Annotated in this window: 18 protein-coding genes; 11 read left to right on the top strand and 7 right to left on the bottom strand. The window is 67.2% G+C overall.

Features of this window, described 5'->3' with window-relative positions:
• The first annotated feature begins 2 nt into the window (after positions 1-2).
• From OG300_RS28175 to OG300_RS28155, 5 genes are read left to right on the top strand one after another with little or no spacing between them, the layout of a single operon-like run.
• The gene (locus OG300_RS28175) at positions 3-2,033 is read left to right on the top strand and encodes an acetyl/propionyl/methylcrotonyl-CoA carboxylase subunit alpha (RefSeq protein ID WP_405486059.1); all 2,031 of its coding nucleotides are present in this window, start codon (positions 3-5) and stop codon (positions 2,031-2,033) included.
• Positions 2,030-3,190, top strand: coding sequence for an acyl-CoA dehydrogenase family protein (locus OG300_RS28170; protein ID WP_405486057.1), 1,161 nt, complete (start codon positions 2,030-2,032; stop codon positions 3,188-3,190). Before OG300_RS28175 ends, OG300_RS28170 begins: the two co-directional genes overlap by 4 nt.
• On the top strand, positions 3,187-3,681 hold the full coding sequence (locus OG300_RS28165; protein ID WP_405486055.1) for a MaoC family dehydratase: 495 nt from the start codon (positions 3,187-3,189) through the stop codon (positions 3,679-3,681). The genes OG300_RS28170 and OG300_RS28165 overlap by 4 nt, the downstream gene beginning before the upstream one ends.
• A complete protein-coding gene (locus tag OG300_RS28160) occupies positions 3,678-4,511 on the top strand; it encodes an HpcH/HpaI aldolase/citrate lyase family protein (RefSeq protein ID WP_405486053.1) in 834 nt (277 codons plus the stop codon). The genes OG300_RS28165 and OG300_RS28160 overlap by 4 nt, the downstream gene beginning before the upstream one ends.
• Before the next feature lie 11 nt (positions 4,512-4,522).
• On the top strand, positions 4,523-6,460 hold the full coding sequence (locus tag OG300_RS28155; protein WP_405486051.1) for an acetoacetate--CoA ligase: 1,938 nt from the start codon (positions 4,523-4,525) through the stop codon (positions 6,458-6,460).
• Here OG300_RS28155 and OG300_RS28150 read toward each other — a convergent pair.
• From OG300_RS28150 to OG300_RS28140, 3 genes are all read right to left on the bottom strand, one after another.
• The gene (locus OG300_RS28150; RefSeq protein WP_405486049.1) at positions 6,454-6,804 is read right to left on the bottom strand and encodes a DUF4254 domain-containing protein; all 351 of its coding nucleotides are present in this window, start codon (positions 6,802-6,804) and stop codon (positions 6,454-6,456) included. The genes OG300_RS28155 and OG300_RS28150 overlap by 7 nt on opposite strands.
• Positions 6,805-7,006: 202 nt before the next feature.
• The gene (locus tag OG300_RS28145; protein WP_405486047.1) at positions 7,007-7,765 is read right to left on the bottom strand and encodes an SDR family NAD(P)-dependent oxidoreductase; all 759 of its coding nucleotides are present in this window, start codon (positions 7,763-7,765) and stop codon (positions 7,007-7,009) included.
• Between the two features lie 67 nt (positions 7,766-7,832).
• A complete protein-coding gene (locus OG300_RS28140; RefSeq protein WP_405486046.1) occupies positions 7,833-8,414 on the bottom strand; it encodes a TetR/AcrR family transcriptional regulator in 582 nt (193 codons plus the stop codon).
• A 133-nt stretch (positions 8,415-8,547) separates the two neighbouring features.
• Between OG300_RS28140 and OG300_RS28135 the strand changes: the two genes are divergently transcribed.
• The gene (locus OG300_RS28135; protein ID WP_405486045.1) at positions 8,548-9,507 is read left to right on the top strand and encodes a helix-turn-helix transcriptional regulator; all 960 of its coding nucleotides are present in this window, start codon (positions 8,548-8,550) and stop codon (positions 9,505-9,507) included.
• Here OG300_RS28135 and OG300_RS28130 read toward each other — a convergent pair.
• The 3 genes from OG300_RS28130 to OG300_RS28120 form a co-directional block, all read right to left on the bottom strand.
• The gene (locus OG300_RS28130) at positions 9,504-10,544 is read right to left on the bottom strand and encodes an isopenicillin N synthase family dioxygenase (RefSeq protein ID WP_405486044.1); all 1,041 of its coding nucleotides are present in this window, start codon (positions 10,542-10,544) and stop codon (positions 9,504-9,506) included. The two genes, OG300_RS28135 and OG300_RS28130, sit on opposite strands and share 4 nt — an antisense overlap.
• An 85-nt stretch (positions 10,545-10,629) precedes the next feature.
• Positions 10,630-11,355, bottom strand: a complete 726-nt coding sequence (locus OG300_RS28125; protein ID WP_405486043.1) for an ABC transporter ATP-binding protein — start codon at positions 11,353-11,355, stop codon at positions 10,630-10,632.
• Positions 11,356-11,390: 35 nt separating this feature from the next.
• Positions 11,391-12,440, bottom strand: coding sequence for an ABC transporter permease (locus OG300_RS28120; protein ID WP_405486042.1), 1,050 nt, complete (start codon positions 12,438-12,440; stop codon positions 11,391-11,393).
• A 130-nt stretch (positions 12,441-12,570) separates the two neighbouring features.
• On the opposite strand from OG300_RS28120, the gene OG300_RS28115 reads away from it, so the two are divergent.
• Both OG300_RS28115 and OG300_RS28110 read left to right on the top strand, forming a co-directional pair.
• On the top strand, positions 12,571-13,725 hold the full coding sequence (locus tag OG300_RS28115) for a sensor histidine kinase (RefSeq protein ID WP_405486041.1): 1,155 nt from the start codon (positions 12,571-12,573) through the stop codon (positions 13,723-13,725).
• Complete coding sequence (locus tag OG300_RS28110) at positions 13,722-14,357, top strand: LuxR C-terminal-related transcriptional regulator (protein WP_405486040.1); 636 nt, start codon at positions 13,722-13,724, stop codon at positions 14,355-14,357. The genes OG300_RS28115 and OG300_RS28110 overlap by 4 nt, the downstream gene beginning before the upstream one ends.
• A gap of 787 nt (positions 14,358-15,144) precedes the next feature.
• On the opposite strand, the gene OG300_RS28105 is transcribed toward OG300_RS28110, so the two are convergent.
• Complete coding sequence (locus OG300_RS28105) at positions 15,145-16,611, bottom strand: DUF222 domain-containing protein (RefSeq protein WP_405486039.1); 1,467 nt, start codon at positions 16,609-16,611, stop codon at positions 15,145-15,147.
• 188 nt (positions 16,612-16,799) lie between these two features.
• On the opposite strand from OG300_RS28105, the gene OG300_RS28100 reads away from it, so the two are divergent.
• From OG300_RS28100 to OG300_RS28090, 3 genes are read left to right on the top strand one after another with little or no spacing between them, the layout of a single operon-like run.
• Entirely contained in the window at positions 16,800-17,225 is a 426-nt protein-coding gene (locus tag OG300_RS28100; protein ID WP_405486038.1) for a PPOX class F420-dependent oxidoreductase, read from the top strand.
• A gap of 47 nt (positions 17,226-17,272) precedes the next feature.
• Positions 17,273-17,875 (top strand): TetR/AcrR family transcriptional regulator, encoded by a 603-nt coding sequence (locus OG300_RS28095; RefSeq protein ID WP_405486037.1) that lies wholly within the window; start codon positions 17,273-17,275, stop codon positions 17,873-17,875.
• 2 nt (positions 17,876-17,877) lie between these two features.
• Complete coding sequence (locus OG300_RS28090; protein WP_405486036.1) at positions 17,878-18,234, top strand: DoxX family protein; 357 nt, start codon at positions 17,878-17,880, stop codon at positions 18,232-18,234.
• The last annotated feature ends 15 nt before the right edge of the window (positions 18,235-18,249 follow it).

The following is an 18,249-nucleotide window of genomic DNA, read 5'->3' as shown; positions in this document are numbered from 1 at the left end:
ACATGATGAACGCAGTGCACTCTCTCGTCTCCGACAAAGCACAGCCCGTCGCCTTCGACACCGTGCTGGTAGCCAATCGCGGTGAGATCGCGGTGCGGGTCATTCGCACCCTGCGCACCATGGGAATTCGCTCGGTCGCCGTCTACAGCGACGCCGATGCCGATGCCCGCCACGTGCTGGAAGCCGACACCGCGGTCCGCCTCGGCCCCGCCGCCGCCCGTGACTCGTACCTGAACATCGAGAAGGTCGTCGCGGCCGCCGTGCGCTCCGGCGCGCAGGCGGTACACCCGGGATACGGCTTCCTGTCGGAGAATTCGGCCTTCGCGTCCGCTCTCGACGACGCCGGAATCGTCTTCCTCGGCCCGCCTGCCAAGGCCATCGAGGTGATGGGCGACAAGATCACCGCCAAGAACGCGGTCGCCGCCTACGGCGTCCCCGTGGTGCCCGGCATCGCCAAGCCCGGCCTCACCGACGCCGAATTGATCGCCGCCGCAGTCGAAATCGGCTACCCGGTGCTGGTCAAGCCGTCCGCCGGTGGCGGCGGCAAGGGCATGCGCCGCGTCGAGGACCCGGCCGAACTCCCCGCCGCCCTGGCCAGCGCCCGCCGCGAGGCCGCCGCCGCGTTCGGCGACGACACCCTGTTCCTGGAGCGCTTCGTCACCCGCCCCCGCCACATCGAGGTGCAGATCCTGGCCGACCGCTTCGGCCACGTCCTGCATCTGGGCGAACGCGAATGCAGCCTGCAACGCCGCCACCAGAAGGTGATCGAGGAGGCCCCCTCGCCGCTGCTGGACGCCAAGACCCGCGCCCGCATCGGCGCGGCCGCCTGCAATACCGCCCGCAGCGTCGACTACGTGGGCGCGGGCACCGTCGAGTTCATCGTCTCCGCCGAACAACCCGACGAGTTCTTCTTCATGGAGATGAACACCCGTCTACAGGTGGAACATCCGGTCACCGAACTGGTCACCGGCGTCGACCTGGTGGAATGCCAGGTCCGCATCGCCGCCGGGCAGAAGCTGGCCGTCGCGCAGGAGGACATCCGCCTCACCGGTCACGCCGTCGAGGCGCGCGTCTACGCCGAGGACCCGGGCCGCGACTTCCTGCCCACCGGCGGCACCGTGCTGGCGCTCTCGGAGCCGGAAGGCCCCGGCGTGCGGGTGGATTCGGGTCTGCGCGCGGGCACCGTGGTCGGCACCGACTACGACCCCATGCTGTCGAAGGTCATCGCGTACGCGGCCGACCGCGGCACCGCACTCGCGAGACTCGATGGCGCACTGCGGGATACCGAGATCCTGGGTGTCCGCACCAACACCGACTTCCTGCGGTTCCTGCTCGACGACCCGGACGTCCAGGCTGGACGCCTCGACACCGGGCTGTTGGACCGCCGCGCAGTCGATTTCGCGCCTGCCGCGGTCACCGACGCCCAGTTCTTCGCCGCCGCAACGCACCTGTGGATGAACTCGATGCCGCAGACCACGGGCGACCCGTGGCAGCAGACCACGGGTTGGCGAGTCGGCGCACACGCCCCGGTCACCATCCGCCTTACCGGCGGCGACCGCACCGCACACGTCTACCTCACCGGTACCCCCGAAAACGCCACCGCCTGGCTCGAAGACGGCGAAAAGCACACCCTCGCAGCCACTTCCAACGGCAACACCCTCACCCTCACCCTGAACGGCCTGCGCACCCGAATCCGCGTCGCCACCGAACCCGGCCGCCTCTGGGTAGCCGATCGCGACGGCACCGCCCTGCTGCGCGAGGTCGCCGAAGCCGATCTGCGCGGCGGCGGCGAACACGTCGGCGACGCCGAAATCCTCAGCCCCATGCCAGGTTCCGTCATCGCCACCCCCGTCGCCACCGGCGACCTGGTCGAAGCGGGCGCGTCCATCGTGGTCGTGGAGGCCATGAAGATGGAGCACGCCCTCAAAGCCCCCGTCGCCGGTCGCGTCGAACTGCTGGTCCAGCCGGGCGCGCAGGTGAAACTCGAACAGCCGCTGGCCCGCATCATCGTCGAGGAGAACAACCCGTCATGACCGAATTCCTGTCCACCGGAACGCTTCCGGACGAATACCGCGAACTCGCCCTCACCGTCCGCGACTTCGCCAACCAGGTGGTGGCCCCGGTCTCCGCGAAACACGATGCGGAGCACAGCTTCCCGTACGAGGTCGTCGCGGGCATGGCCGATATGGGCCTGTTCGGCCTGCCGTTCCCCGAGGAGTTCGGCGGCATGGGCGGCGACTACTTCGCGCTGTGCCTGGCCCTCGAGGAGCTCGGCAAGGTCGACCAGAGCGTAGCCATCACCCTGGAAGCCGGTGTCTCCCTGGGGGCGATGCCGATCTACCGCTTCGGCAATGACAAGCAGAAGGCCGAATGGCTGCCGCTGCTGGCCAGCGGCCGGGCCCTGGGCGCGTTCGGCCTGACCGAACCCGGCGCGGGCAGCGACGCCGGCGGCACCCGCACCACCGCCGTGCAGGACGGCGACAGCTGGATCATCAACGGCTCCAAGCAGTTCATCACCAACTCGGGCACCGATATCACCCGCCTGGTCACCGTCACCGCCGTCACCGGCACCACGGACGGCAAGAAGGAGATCTCGACGATCATCGTGCCCGCCGACACCCCCGGCTTCACCGCCGAGCCCGCCTACAACAAGGTCGGCTGGAACGCCTCCGACACCCACCCGCTCAGCTTCGACGACGTCCGGGTGCCGGTCGACAACCTGCTCGGCGAGCGCGGCCGCGGCTACGCCAACTTCCTGCGCATCCTCGACGAGGGCCGTATCGCCATCGCGGCGCTCTCGGTCGGCGCCGCACAGGGTTGCGTGGACGAGAGCGTCCGCTACGCCAAGGACCGCGAGGCGTTCGGCCGCCCGATCGGCAGCAATCAGGCCATCGCGTTCAAGATCGCTCGCATGGAGGCGCGCGCCCACATGGCCCGCACCGCCTACTACGACGCCGCCGCACTCATGCTGTCCGGCAAGCCGTTCAAGAAGCAGGCCGCCATCGCCAAGCTGGTCGCCTCCGAGGCCGCGATGGACAATGCCCGCGACGCCACGCAGATCTTCGGTGGTTACGGCTTCATGAACGAATATGCTGTGGCGCGGCACTATCGAGACAGCAAGATCCTGGAAATCGGTGAGGGCACCACGGAGGTGCAGTTGATGCTGATCGGTCGGGAGCTCGGCCTGTGAGCGGTCCGGAGCAGGCTTCCCCGAAGCGAGTCGTGCAGCGCGGGTTGTGGTTCGAGGAGTTCGAGCTGGGCGTGGTGTACGAGCACCGGCCCGGCCGGACCGTCACCGAGGCCGACAATGTGCTGTTCACGACATTGACCATGAACACCCAGGCGCTGCACCTGGACGCGGCGTTCTCGGAATCGCTGCCGCCTTTCCATCAGCGGCTGGTGAATTCGATGTTCACGCTCTCCACACTGGTCGGTCTCTCGGTCGCGCAGCTGACCCAGGGCACCATCGTCGCCAACCTCGGCTTCTCCGATATCGCCTTCCCCAAGCCGCTCTTCCACGGCGACACCCTGTACGCGGAAACCGAGGTCACCGACCTGCGGGCATCCAAGAGCCGTCCGGGCGAGGGCATCGTGACCTTCGCGCACACCGGACGCAATCAGCACGGTGACATCGTGGCCACCGCCGTCCGCAAAACCCTGGTGAGGAACAAACCGCTATGACCTGGGAACTCCCCGGCCCCGCCTGGCTGTTCTGTCCCGCCGACCGCCCGGAGCGCTACGAAAAGGCGCTCGCCACAGCCGATGTGGTGATCATCGATCTCGAGGACGGCGTGGCGGAGGCCGACAAGCCCGCCGCACGCGAGGCCCTGATCGCCACCCCGCTCGACCCGGAACGCACCGTGGTGCGGGTCAACGCGGCGGGCACCCTCGAGCACATGCTCGACCTGGACGCGCTGGTGCGCACCGAGTACCGGCGCATCATGCTGCCCAAATGCGAATCGGCCGAACAGATCACGCGGCTGGTCGACTACGAGGTGATCGCGCTCATCGAATCCCCGCTCGGCGCGCTCGCCGTCGGCCGGGCGGTCATGGTGCGCAATGCCATCGGCGTCATGTGGGGCGCGGAGGATCTGGTGGCCGCGCTCGGCGGCAACTCCAGCCGCCACGCCGACGGCGGCTACCGGGACGTCGCGCGGCACGTCCGCTCACAATCCCTGCTGGCCGCCAAGGCATACGGCAAGTTCGCGCTCGACTCGGTGTACCTGGACATCCAGGACCTGGACGGGCTGGCCGCCGAGGCCGAGGACGCCATCGCCATCGGCTTCGACGCCAAGGTGGCCATCCACCCGAAGCAGGTACCGGTGATCAGGACCGCCTACGCCCCGCAGCCCAAGGAAGTCGACTGGGCGCGCAGGGTATTGGCGGAAGCCCCCAATCATCGGGGCGTGTTCACCTTCGAAGGCCGCATGGTGGATATGCCGGTCATCCGGCACGCCGAGCGAATCGTGCAGCGGGCCGTGGACGCGGGCACCGCGGGATTCGCGTCGTAGGAGGTAGAACCGTGGAACCACAGTGGACGCCGACCGAGGCCGATATCGCCGAGGCGCAGATCACCAGCTTCGCGCTGTTCGCGGAGAAGCGCAGCGGAGTTTCCGTGCCCGACTACCGATCCCTGTGGCAGTGGTCGGTCGACGACCTGCCCGCCTTCTGGGGTGCGGTCTGGGGCTACTTCGACCTCGGCGACCGCTCCGAGCAGGTGCTCGGCAGCACGGAAATGCCCGGCGCGCAGTGGTTCCCGGACACCCGGCTCAACTACGTGGACCGGGTGCAGCGGCAGCGCCGCGCCGACCGGCCCGCCATCCTCTCGGTCGACGAGACCGGCGAGATCACCGAGATCTCCTGGGCCGCCATGCTCGCCACCACCGCCGCCTTCGCGCGGCGACTACGTGAGCTCGGCGTCGGCCCCGGCGATCGGGTGGCCGGATACCTGCCCAATATCCCCGAGGCGGTCATCGCCTTCCTCGCCACCGCCTCGCTCGGCGCCGTCTGGAGTGCCTGCGGCCAGGACTATTCCGCGCAGGCCGCCCTCGACCGGCTCGGCCAGCTCGAACCCACCGTGCTGGTCACCGCCGACGGCTACCGCTTCGGCGGCAAGGTGCACGACAAGACCGCCGACGTGGCCGCCCTGCGCGCCGGACTGCCCACCCTGACCGCGACCGTGGTGTCCTCGCGCATCGGCGCACCGCTGCCGGAGGGTGTGCTGGCCTGGGAACAGATCGAACCCGGCCCCGAAGCCGTCGAGATCCCCACCGAGCAGGTCGATTTCGCGCACCCGCTGTGGGTGCTCTACTCCTCCGGCACCACCGGCAAGCCCAAGGGCATCGTGCACGGTCACGGTGGTGTCCTGCTCGAGCACCTCAAAGCCGTTGCCCTGCAATCCGACATCGGGCCCGAGGACACCTTCTTCTGGTACACCAGCCCCAGCTGGATGATGTGGAACTTCCAGGTCGCCGGACTGCTCGTCGGCGCGACCATCGTCTGCTACGACGGCAGCCCCTCGGCTCCGACCCCGGACGCCCTGTGGCAGTTGGCCGCCCGCACCGGCGCCACCGTGTTGGGCACCAGCCCCGGCTACGTGCTGGCCTGCGCCAAGGCGGGCGCGGTCCCGCGCACCGATCACGATCTCGCCCAGCTGCGCCTGGTCGGCATCACCGGCTCATCACTGCCCCCGTCGTCGTCACTGTGGTTGCGCGACAACGTCGGTGAGCACGTCCCGGTCGCCTCCATCAGCGGCGGCACCGACGTGGTGTCGGCCTTCATCGGCGGCGTCCGCACCGTCCCGGTGTGGCCCGGTGAACTCTCCGCCCCGTATCTCGGTGTGGCCCTGGACTCCTGGAACGAACTCGGCGAGCCGGTGCGCAACGAGGTCGGCGAGCTGGTCATCACCGCGCCCATGCCGTCCATGCCGGTGTCGTTCTGGAACGATCCGGACGGAACCCGTTACCGCGACGCCTATTTCGAGATGTTCCCCGGCGTCTGGCGGCACGGTGACTGGATCACCATTACCGACCACGACAGCATCATCGTGCACGGCCGCTCGGATTCCACCCTGAATCGGCAGGGCATCCGGATGGGCAGCGCCGACATCTACCAGGCGGTGGAACGCATTCCGGAGATCGCCGAGGCACTGGTGATCGGGGCCGAGCAGCCCGACGGCGGGTATTGGATGCCGCTGTTCGTGGTGCTCGCCGGTGACGCGGAATTGACCGACGAACTGAAATCCCGCATCAACACCACGATTCGCGCCGAGGTCTCGCCGCGCCACGTGCCCGACGAAATCATTGCGGCCCCGGGCATTCCACACACCCGCACCGGAAAGAAACTCGAGGTGCCCATCAAGAAACTGCTGCAGGGTGCGGAGGTTTCGAAGGTGGTGGCGCCGACCGCGGTCGACGCACCCGAGCTACTGGACTGGTACGCGAGCCGCAAACGTCAGTGACCCCCCGGTAGCCGCCGCCGTCCGGTGCAGACCTCCGACGCCAAATCCTCATAGCCGACGGCCAATTCGGCCAGATGCTCCCAGGTGGAGGTGAGTTCCCGCCCGGCCGGGCGGGTCAGCGCGGCATAGGCGGCCGCGGTGAGCCGCGCCAGCCGGTCGATGACCGCGCCCAGCGTCTCGGTGTGGATGCGGGCCGCGCCGTGCGAGGGCGGCAGCTGCGCGGTCACCCAGCAGTCGATCTCCAACACCAGATCGGTGCGGCGGGAATCCAATTCGAGCAGCTGCTCCGGTCCCGCGGCGAGTAGCCGCTCGTGTAACTCGGTCAGATCGTGCGCTGCCCGCAAGACCGGATGCCCGGGAAATCCCGTACCTCGGCAAGCCTGAAGGAGTTGGTTCTTGGATGGAAGTGAGTTCCTCATCCGACTGCTCCTAATACCGCGTGGTGCGAATTCCGAGCACATTAGTCAGTCGAGATGACGCGAAAATGTCTATCCGTTCAACAACCCGCTACCGATTTGCGAGTGGAATCTCGACACAACCTCACCGCTATGCCGTTGCGCCGCCATCGATCACGAGATCATGCCCGACAACGAAGCTGGATTCGCCTCCGGCCAGCCACAATACCGCCGCCGCGATCTCTGCGGCTTCCCCAACCCGACCGACCGGAATTATCGGTGCGAGCCGCGCGTCCCGGTCTTCCCGAGATTCGCCGGGGCGCAGCGACATCGGCGCGTCGGTCGCTCCCGGGCTCACCGCGTTGATCCGAATTCCGTCACCGATATGGTCGAGCGCGGCCGCCCGGGTCAGCACGCTGACCGCCGCCTTCGACGCCGCATAGGCGGCCAGCCCCGGCCGCCGTCCGTGCGAACCGATATTCGACGCCATATTCACGATGGCCCCGCCGCCATTGCCGCGCATGGCCGCGATTTCGTGCTTCATGGACAGGAATACCCCGGTCACGTTGACATCCATCACCTGCCGCCAGGCGTTCACCTCGAGGTCGCCGACCGGTGCCGCGGCGCCGAAGATCCCGGCATTGTTGAAGGCCACATCCAGCCCGCCGTGCCGCCGCACCACCTCCGCGACCATCGCTTCGACCTCGCTGTCGACGGTGACATCCGCTGTCACCCAATCGATCTTGCCCGCGTCGCTCAGTTCGGCGGCCACCTGAGCCAGCCGATCGCCGTCGCGTCCCGCCAGCACCACGGTCGCACCCTGTTCGGCGAACGCCCGAGCGGTGGCCTGCGCGATGCCGCCCGCACCGCCGGTGATCAGCACAGTTTTCGCGTCGAAATTCCCGCTCATGACTCTCCTATCGAGAACGTACGGTCCAGATAAAGGACCCGAAAAGGACTTCAAGATCGAAATAGACTCAGCGCAAGACGGATACGGCGACCCGCGCCGCATCCCGCAGTCGGGCAGTGGATTCCGGCGTCCGCTCGATCACCCGCAGCCCCTGGAAGAACACCAGCAGGAACCGCGCGAGCGCACGCGGATCCGAATCCGGACCCAGCTCGCCCTGTGCCCGCGCCCGCAGCAGCGCCGCGGTGAGCGTGGTTTCGAGATGCGCCCAGCTGGACTCCACCAGCCGCGCGATGGTCGCGTCGTGCGGACCCAGCTCGACCGCGCTGTTCACCACCATGCAGCCCAAAACCCGGCTGTCACTGGAAGCTTCGCTCACGAAACGCTCCACCAGCGCGTGCACCGCGGGCAGCACCTGCCCGGGCTGCGACAGCTCCGCCATGATCACCGGATCGGTGGTCTCGATGTACCGCTGCAACGCCCGCTCGAACAGCTGCTGCTTGCTGCCGAAGGTGCCGTAGATGCTGGCCTTGGCAATCCCAAGATGCGCAACGAGATCCGTGATCGATGTCGCCTCGTAGCCGCGCGCCCAGAACAATTCGAGTGCGCGCCGCAGTGCGACGTCGGGATCGAACTCCTTGGTCCTTGCCATGTTCACGACCCTAGTCAATTCGAGAACGATCGGTCAATTTATAGTGTGACAGGCCACGCCGGAACCCGGTAGGTCATGATTCACCTCTGCATGTAGGACCATTGTCGTCCTAGTTCGAGAGGAACCTGGAGGCATGAGCGATACCCCCGCCCGGCTGCTGCGCCTGCTGTCGCTGCTGCAGACCCCACGCGAATGGCCCGGCAGCGAACTCGCCGACCGGCTGGGCGTCTCCGACCGCACCGTCCGCCGCGATATCGACCGGCTGCGCGACCTGGGCTATCCGGTCGAGGCGACGCTCGGTGCGACCGGCGGCTACCGCCTGGTCGCCGGGGCCGCCATGCCGCCGCTGCTGGTCGACGACGACGAGGCGGTCGCGATCGCGATCGGCCTGCGCGCCGCCGCCGGATCCGCCGTCGCCGGGATCGAGGAGGCGTCGGTCCGCGCCCTGACCAAACTCGAACAGGTGCTGCCCGCCAAACTGCGCCGCCGCGTCCGAGTCCTGGGCGCGGCCACCATGGCCCCCGCCGCCACCGCGCACACGATCGACCCGGAGGTGCTCACGACCCTGGCCGCGGCGGTCACCAACCGCGAACGCGTGCGCTTCGAATACCTCTCCGCCGCGGGCGCGAGCACTCGCCGCAATGTCGAACCGGTCGGCCTGGTGCCCTACCGGCACCGCTGGTACCTGGTCGGCTTCGACCTCGACCGCGCCGACTGGCGCAGCTTCCGCGTCGACCGCCTGGAGCGCCCGCAGCCGACCGCGGCCCGCTTCACCCCGCGCGAACTGCCCGCGACCGACCCGGCCGCCTTCGTCATCGGCGCGCGAACCGATTCGGGCCCACCGTCACTGCGCTTCCTGGTGGACATCGAAGCCCCGGCCGACAAGGTGATCGGGCGACTCGGCGAGTGCCCCGGCGACATCGCCGCCCGCGACGAGAACTCTTGCCGCCTCGACGTCGCCCGGGACGACGACCCGCTGTGGATCGCACAGCGACTCGTCGAATTGGGCGTCGACTTCGTCGTGCATCAACCCCCGGAACTGACCGCCGCACTACGCGAGATCCGCGCCCGCCTCGAACGCGCCGGCATCTAGTACCGCTCGGTAGCCGCCAGCACCCGGGCAGCCTCCCGCTCCGCATTCGAATTCGCCTGCAACCCGCGCGAACCCGCCAACTTCGCCCGAATATGATCGGCGATCCGCACCGGCTCGTACCGGCTGCCCGCGCCCACACACGACGGCAGCGTCTCGATGACGGCGTCGATATTGCCGTCGTGGAAGAACGCCGCACTGCGCCGCCGCTGAATGGTCCCGTCCACGATGGGCGGCTTCACCCGATGCAGCGTGGACAACCACCGCTCATTGGTCCAACGAGCCATCAGATCACCGAGATTCACCAGCAGCGCCCCATCGGCGGGCTGTACGTCGTGCCACACGCCGTCCGAGCCCAACACCTGCAATCCCGGTGCCTGATCCGCCCACAGCACCGTCACGATGCCGTAATCGGTGTGCTCGCCCATGCCGGTGAGATCCGCGTCCGGGTCGATGTCGCCGGGCGGCAGCGCATAGTTGTTCATCCGCAACACATCGAGCGAGTGATCGGTGAACCGGTCGAAGAACCCGGCGGGCAGCGCCAGCGCGTCGGCGAAGACTCTGGTCAGCGTGCGCGCGACCCGGGCCGCCTCGTCGAAGTAGTTCTGCACAGCTGTGGAGAACTGTGGATACTCGGCGGGCCACAGGTTTTCGGCATAATCCTCGGCGGGCAACTCCACACCCGGATAGTCGGCCGTGCTGGCCCCGACATTGAACGCCTCGAAGAAGTCGTTCATCCGAGTCGACGCCTCGACTCCCAAACTGAGACTGAGACTTTCGCTCTTGGGCGGCGAATACCCCCGATTGATCGCCGGGGGCGTCCGATACCGCTTCTTCACCTCGAGCTCCAGCCCGAAGAACCCGTCCAGCGCCGCCGCGAACCCGTCCAGCACCTCCTGCGGCACCCCGTGCCCGACGATCTGCATGAACCCGACCGTGCGAGCCGCCTCGTCGAACCGGGCGGCCGTCTCGAGCCGCCCCGCCACGGATCCCGCGCCGACGTACGCCGCGATATCGATGACTGGCACCTGGAATGGCATCACCGCTCCCTTCGCTGGTCGATCACTCCAGCGTGGCTCGAGCCGGTATCGCGCGTGGTCCCCATCGTCACACCCGGGTAAACATTCAGGCCGCCAGCGCCTCGGATTCCAGGCTCAGCACACCGTCCACCATGCGGTGCACGGTATCCATCTGATGCAGGTGGGCGCGGTCGTGGGTGACCAGCAGGGTGGCCGCCCGGTGCTCGCGCACGATGCCGACGATCAGGTCGATGACGGCCGCGCCGCGCTCCTGATCCAGCGCACTGGTCGGCTCGTCGATGACCAGCAGCGACGGATCGTTCATCAGCGCGCGAGCGATGTTCACCCGCTGCCGCTGCCCGCCGGAGAGCTGCGCGGGCCGCTTGTCGGCATGACCGGCCAGACCCACGGCATCGAGCAGATCCCTTGCCCGCGAACGTGCTTCGCGGCGACGGGCGGGGGAGACGAACCAGGTCTGACCCAGGTGCACCATCGCCTCCAGCTGCTCCACGGCGGTCAGTGCGGGCACCAGATTGGACTGCTGGAACACGATGCCGATCGATTCGCGTCGCAGCGTGGCGGCATCACGTCGGCTCAACGCGGCCAGATCCACTGTGCCGGACTCCGTTTCGAGCTCCACCCGCCCCGAATCCGGGCGCAGCAGGGTCGACACGGTGGCCAGCAGCGTGGACTTGCCCGAGCCGGACGGCCCGGTGATGGCGGCGATCTCACCGCCGCGCACCCGCAGGTTCACGTGGTCGAGGGCGGTGATGCGGTCCGTGCCGTCGGGGAAGGTGAGGGTCAGGTCGGAGACGGTGAGTGCGTTGGTCATCGCGATGCTCCTGGGAGACATGAGGGTTGCGGTCATCAGCGGGCCTGGTTGAGTGCGTTGAGCGGGTCGGTGGTGACCAGGAACCGCAGGGCGAACGCCGCGCCCGCGAGTCCCAGCACGATCAGCACCGCGGCGGGGAACAGGGTGGTGCTCGCGGACAGTACGAAAGGCACTGCGCCGCCCATGAATACGCCCGCTATCGCCGTCACTCCGACGCCGGTGCCGACACCGAGCGTGAGCACGATCAACGCCTGACTCAACGCGTCCCGCACCAGCGAACCAGTGGTCGCGCCGAGGGCTTTCAGGGTGGCGATATCGGGCTGCCGCTGCACGGTCCAGACCGTGAAGAACGCGCCGATCACCAGGGCGGAGATGGCGAACAGCATGACCGTCATCAGCGTCAGCGAGCCGTTCTCGGCCTGATAGGAGGGCATCGCCGACAGCGAGCCGTCGGTGCTGGTCGTGATCGTGTGCGCGGCCGCGTTCACCGCGGACACATCGCTCACCCCGGAGACCGCCAGAATCGTCGCGGCCCCCGAATGCTCGTTGAGCGCTTGCCAATCCGGCAGCGTCATCCACACCACGGGGGTGTGCGCGTACCAGTCGTCGCCGGTCACCCGCTGCACCTTGAAGCTGTTCGCACCCAGCGTGACCGTGTCCCCGGCGCTCGCGCCCAGATCCTTGGCGGCGGCGCTGGACAGCACCACCGCGCCCGAATCGGTAGCCGTCCGATTGCCGAAGGGTGTTCCGTCGACTCCGAACAATGCGACCTGAGTGGGGGAGCGGTCATCGAGGGTGGCGCGGGCGCGGCTGATGCCGATCGGGTCGACGGTGCCGCCCGCTCGCTGCCAGGTCTGCACCTGATCGTCGGTGAGCGTCGAGGCGTCGAAGGACGCGGCGGCCCCGGTGTCGGCGAACACCACGGTGCTGGTGTTCAGGGATTGCAGCGCGGAGATGTTCTGGTGCGCCAGCCCCGCCGTCAGTCCGCTGAGGAAGCTGACGAGCAGCGCGACCAGGGTGACCACCAGGCTGATGAGCAGGAAACGGCCGCGGGCGGCCCGCAGATCTCGCAGTGCTACGAACATGCTTCAACTCTCGCGGTGAAACGCCTTCGTTCCATCGCGCTGCCGAACGAATCCCGGCCCAGCCAACGGTGGGTCGGCGTTTCCTCCTTTCGATGGATGCCGTGTCAATAGCCGGGCATAAGCTGGTCGCGTGCATCCCTCCCCACTGACCCCGGTCTTCTCCGCCATGCAGGTGGGACTGCACATCATGGTGGTCGCGCTCACCGTGGTGGTGGCCACTCAGGAGATCGTGTCCGGACCGCACCGGGTGCTGGTCATGGTGCTGGCGGGCATCTTCCTCGGCGTCTACTTCGCGGGCGGCCGATACCGGCGCAACCTGGTCGCGGCCCGCGTGTGGCTGGGCCTGCTGACCGTGCTGTGGCTGGCGCTGGTGACCGTCGCGCCGCTCGCCGTCTACCTGGTCTTCGGACTGTTCTTCCTGTATCTGCACCTGCTGCCGCGCAATTGGGGACTGCTCGCGGTGGCGGCGGCCACCATCGTGTCGGTCGTCGGCTTCGCGGCGCATCGCGGCTGGACCGTGGCGGGCGTGATCGGCCCGATGCTCGGCGCACTGGTCGCGGTCGCCATCGGACTCGGATATCAGGCGCTGTTCCACGAGGCCGCCGAACGGCAACGGCTCATCGACGAATTGCTCGCCACCAGAAACACTCTCGCGGAGAAGGAACGCACCGCGGGCAAGATGGCCGAGCGGGAACGCCTCGCCCAGGAGATCCACGACACGGTCGCGCAGGGGCTCAGCAGCATCCAATTGCTGTTGCACGCCGTCGAACGCGCCGCCCCCGACCATCCCGCGCTGGAGAAGATCCAGCTGGCCCGCGAGACCGCCGCCGACAGCCTGGTCGAAACCCGGCACCTCATCGCCGAACTCACCCCGGCGGCGCTCGAAGGCCAGTCGCTGGCGGGAGCGCTGCACCGGATCACCGAACGCGCCGCCACGCCTGACCTCGATACCCAACTGTTGGTGGAAGGGGATCCGCAGCGGTTGCCGATGCCTGTCGAGGCAGCTCTGGTCCGCATCACACAGGGCGCGGTCTCGAACGTGGTGCGCCACGCCCACGCCCAGCGCATGCGCGTCACCCTCACCTACGGCGACGACGCCGTGCACCTGGACGTGGTCGACGACGGCACCGGCATCGCCCCCGCCGTCCTGGCCGAATCTCCTTCCGGCAGTTTCGGTCTCAACGCCATGCGCAGCCGTGTCGAACAGCAGGGCGGTCACATGGATGTGGAATCCGAACCCGGCCACACCGCGGTCACCGTCTCCTTCCCCCTGGAGGACCAATGATCCGCATCCTGCTCGCCGACGATCACGCCATCGTCCGAGCCGGTCTGCGCGCCCTGCTCGACTCCGGCCTCGCCGAAACCGATTCCGCCGACATCGAAGTCGTCGGTGAGGTAGCGACAGCCGAAGACTCCGTAGCCTTCTGCGCCACCACCCAGGTGGACCTGGTCCTCATGGACCTCCGCTTCGGCCCGGGCAAGTCCGGCGCCGAAGCCACCGCCGCCCTCCGCGAACTCCCCGCCCCGCCGAACGTCCTGGTGGTCACCAACTACGACACCGACGCCGACATCCTGGGTGCGATCGAAGCAGGCGCGGTCGGCTACATCCTCAAGGACACCCCACCCGCCGAACTCCTGGCCGCAGTCCGCTCCGCCGCCGACGGCGAAAGCGTCCTGTCCCCCTCGGTCGCTTCCCGCCTGATGACCCGGGTCCGCAAACCCGACACCACTCTCAGTCCCCGCGAAATCGAAGTCCTCCGTCTGGTAGCCGACGGTCACTCCAACCGGGAAATCGGCAAGCGGCTGTTTCTCTCCGAGACGACGGTCAAATCGCATCTGGTGCATATCTATTCGAAGCTCGGGGTGAAGTCTCGGACGTCGGCTGTGGCGCGTGCTCGGGAGCGTGGGGCGATCTAGTGTTCGGGGTTTCCAGGGTCGGATGACGTTCTGCTCCCGTAGCGGTGGACGTGATAGTCGCTGGATGAGGGTCGCCCTCGTACCCTTGGATAAACCCATCCCCGGTTCACAATGCAGGCTCAGAGATTTCGTTCAGCGTGGTTACCTCGCCTGCCCTACCGGACGTTGGCTAACGCGACCTGGGAGCCGCCACCCTCGGTCCCGGCCCAGGGACTGCACGCATCACCTTTCAAGACCAAGACCGCCCGGACAAGAACAAGCAAAAACAAAACCCTCGAGACAAAACCCTCGAGACAAACCCCGAAAAGACAAAAGCCCCAGACACTCTCGCGGTGGAGACCTCGCACCCTTGATACCGCGGTACGCGAACATGTGGAGGCTGAGCGGATCCGACAATCCTGGCGGTGGTCGAGCGTTTTCCCGGACAGGTGGTCTGTGGGAGGGATTGGTGGAACGTAATGCGTGCAGTCCCTGGGCTGGGACGAGAGGAGACGGCTCCCGGGTTGGCGTCAGCCCAAGTCCGGTAGGGCACCCAACGCGACCACGCTAGCTAAGTCTCTGTGCCTGCATTGTGAACGAGAGTCGGGTTTATCCAAGGGTACGAGCTGGCTTGATCGCTGATGCGGAGTGTGCCACAAGGCATTAGGGACTCCGGTAGTGCCGGAACCGAGGCGGGTTCGGCTGGCTGGCAATAGCTTCGCGAGGTGCCCGGCCGTGTGCGCTCCGATACGCACACCGGACAGCCTTCATCGCGGTGGGTGGTGGCGGGCCGTGCTGCGGCTGCGCGCTATTCGGGTGCGCGGTGGGCGATCCGCGCTTGATAAGCCAGGCGGGCGCGCCGATTGTGGCTGCGTGCCACCGATTGCGCGATCTGCTCCGCCTTGTGATGGAGATGATTCACGCGTGGAGTTTGCGTCGGATCGACATGCACAGGCTTGATCCACCCGGTCCGCCCAGCGAACGGGGAATCCTTACCCATCACAATCGTTTTCCACCCATTCGGGCCGTTGTTCACCAGGGCATGGCAGTGATCGCACGCCAAGGTCAGGTTCCGCAGGTCGGTGGGTCCGCCCTTGGCCCAGTCGGTGACGTGATGCACGGCGCACATGCTCGGTGGTGCGTCGCATCCCGGTCGGGTGCACCCCTTTTCAGATGCGATGAGGGCGAGGCGCTGGGCGGAACTGGCCAGTCGGCGGGCGCGGCGCAGGTGCAGCGGCATGCCGTGACGGTCGAAGATCGCGAGAATCGGCTTGGTGCCCGCCGCCATCTTCAACGCCTCATTGATCGAGAGTTGGGTGCCGGTGGCGGTATTCGCGACCCCTGCGGCGTCCTCCAGGTCTTCCAGGCTCATGGTGATGACGGCCTGGACGGGCAGTCCGCGGTGCTTACCGAGCTTGGCGGCATCGATGTCCGGGTTCAGGATCATCGCCAACGCGTCATGAATACGCATCGCCGTGGTGCGCATGTCACGGCGCGCGGCAGCCTCGAGCACAGTCTTGTCGACCTTGCCGTAGAACAGGTTCGGGCTTTCCGGGTCGTCGAGGTTGCAGACGCCAGGGCGCGCGTACTTCGAAATGATTACATCCCAGACGGTGCGAACTGTGGGCAGGATCCAGCCTTGCACCCACGACATTCCGTCGGCGCGCTGGCGTCCGATTGTGAGGCCCCGCATACGCTTACGATCCGCGTCGGTGGTCAAAGAACCATCCGGATCCAAACGGGCGGTGATTTCACGCCCGATACGCGGCAGGTCATCCGGCCAACCCTCACGTGAATAGTCGAGCAACTGGGTTTCGACCTCGGTACGCGTTTCCGCGTCCACGGCGTCGGGCAGCTGGTGCAGTACTTCGATGATGTTGCGGACGTGATCGCGGGAGATCTCACCGATCTCGTAGGCGTGCGCGGTAGCCGCCAACGCAGGCTCGCGCAGATGCCCTGTGGGGTCACGGAATTCACCGACCTGCTCGGTCACTTTCGCGCGACAGGTGGCGTCGTACTTGGTGAGCCGCAACGTATCCCGCAGGTACCGAACAACTCCTCCCGCACCGGAGGTTTGCGGCATGGACCGGTCGGAGACTTCGATAATCAACCGTGAATCCATCGCGGACAACACGCGCTTGCACATCTCGCACTGCTGCAAGAACTCGGTGAGCTCGTCTTCGCTGAAGTGGGTGAAATCGGTGGAGGCGACAACATTCACCGCGGCGACCAGGTCGGCCATACCGCTCATGTTGGAGGATTCCCCCGAATTCATACCTCCATTCTACTCCTCGAGCAAGCAAAAGAATACTGAATTCCGTTGCAGTATAAGGAAATTGGATATTTCTGATCGTGTGTGCCGGTGCTACTCCCTGCACTCGATCGCCATTCCTGGCGTCATGTCCCGCGCACGCCCGGTGTGGTGTTCCGCCGCACCCGTATTCGACGTCTTACGCTGACGGCATGACCTCACTGGCGGATCCTCGTGTGCGTGAATTTCTTTCCGAAGGGACTCGGACCGGCAAGTTGTCGTTCGTGGCCGGGGATGGGCGGCCGTTGGTCGCGCCGGTGTGGTTCGTGTTGGAGGGGGACGAGATTGTTTTCAATACGGGGAAGGACACGGCCAAGGGGCGGTGGGTTGCGGGGGATGGGCGGGTGACGCTGTGTGTGGATGTGGAGACGCCGCCGTATGCGTTCGTTCAGGTGCAGGGGGTTGCTGAGGTTTCCGAGGATCCGGAGGAGCTTTTTCGGACCGCCGCGGTGATCGGGGCCCGGTATATGGGTGCGGAGCGGGCGGAGGAGTTCGGGCGGCGGAATGCGGTTCCGGGGGAGTTGGTGGTGCGGCTGCGGCCGACGAAGGTGAATGCCGTCTTCTCGGTGAGTGGCTGAGGCTCGGGTATTGCGGAACTACGAGTTCCGGTATTAGATTCGGAACCATGAGTTCCGAATCTGGTGCTGCGCGGGTGGGGCGGCCGTTGTCGGCCGAGACCGACCTGGCCGTCCGGGACGCGACGCTGGCCCTACTGAGTGAGGTCGGGTACGCGGGCCTGCGAGTGCAGGACGTGGCGGTCCGGGCCGGGGTGGGGAAGGCGGCGCTGTATCGCCGCTGGCCGTCGAAAGCGGCTCTGGCGCTGCATCATCTGGTGGGGGACCTGCGGCCACGGGAGTATCGCGACACCGGCAGTCTGCGTGGTGATCTGCGGGAGGTGGCGGCGGATTTCGTCGGGCGGATGGCGCATCCGCGAGTGCGGACCGTGGTGCCGGAGCTGATGGCTGATCTGCTGCACGACAATTCGCTGCAGCAGGTGTTCGCCGAGGTCTGCCTGCTGCCCGAGCGGGAACTCGTGCAGGCGGTCGCGGAGCGGGCGGTGCGGCGTGGGGAACTGGAGCGCCTGCCCGATCTGCGTTGGGCGCATGCGCAATTCGCGGGGCCCGTCTTCCTCTGGCTGAACCTGCTCGGCGGGGACGGCGACGAGGAGTTGATCGACCGGGTGGCGGATTCGGTTGCCGCGTCCTGGCTGTATGAAAAGGAAAAGTAGTCATGAACATCTGGTTGTGGGTCGGGCAGATCGTGCTCGCGAGCTCGTTCATCCTCGGCGGCATCGCGAAAGCCGTGCTGCCCAAGGACAAGCTGCGCGGCGGGATGCCGTGGGTCGACGACATGTCGGATCAGGCGGTGCGCGGGATCGGTGCCGTCGAGGTGCTGGGCGGGGCCGGTGTGGTGCTGCCGTGGGCCACCGGGATCGCGCCCGTGCTGACGCCGATCGCGGCCGTGGGGCTGGCGCTGGTGATGGTCGGCGGGTTCATCACGCATGCGCGCCGTGGCGAGTACGCGCGGTCGCTGTCGAACGTCGGACTGTTCGTGATCGCGGTACTGGTAGCCGCCGGGCGGTTCTGACCGGCTGTGCGAGAC

The organism is Nocardia sp. NBC_00511, from assembly GCF_045161165.1.
Taxonomy (GTDB): domain Bacteria; phylum Actinomycetota; class Actinomycetes; order Mycobacteriales; family Mycobacteriaceae; genus Nocardia.
Note: the sequence above shows the minus strand (reverse complement) of the source record. Positions and strands in the feature narration are given on the sequence as shown.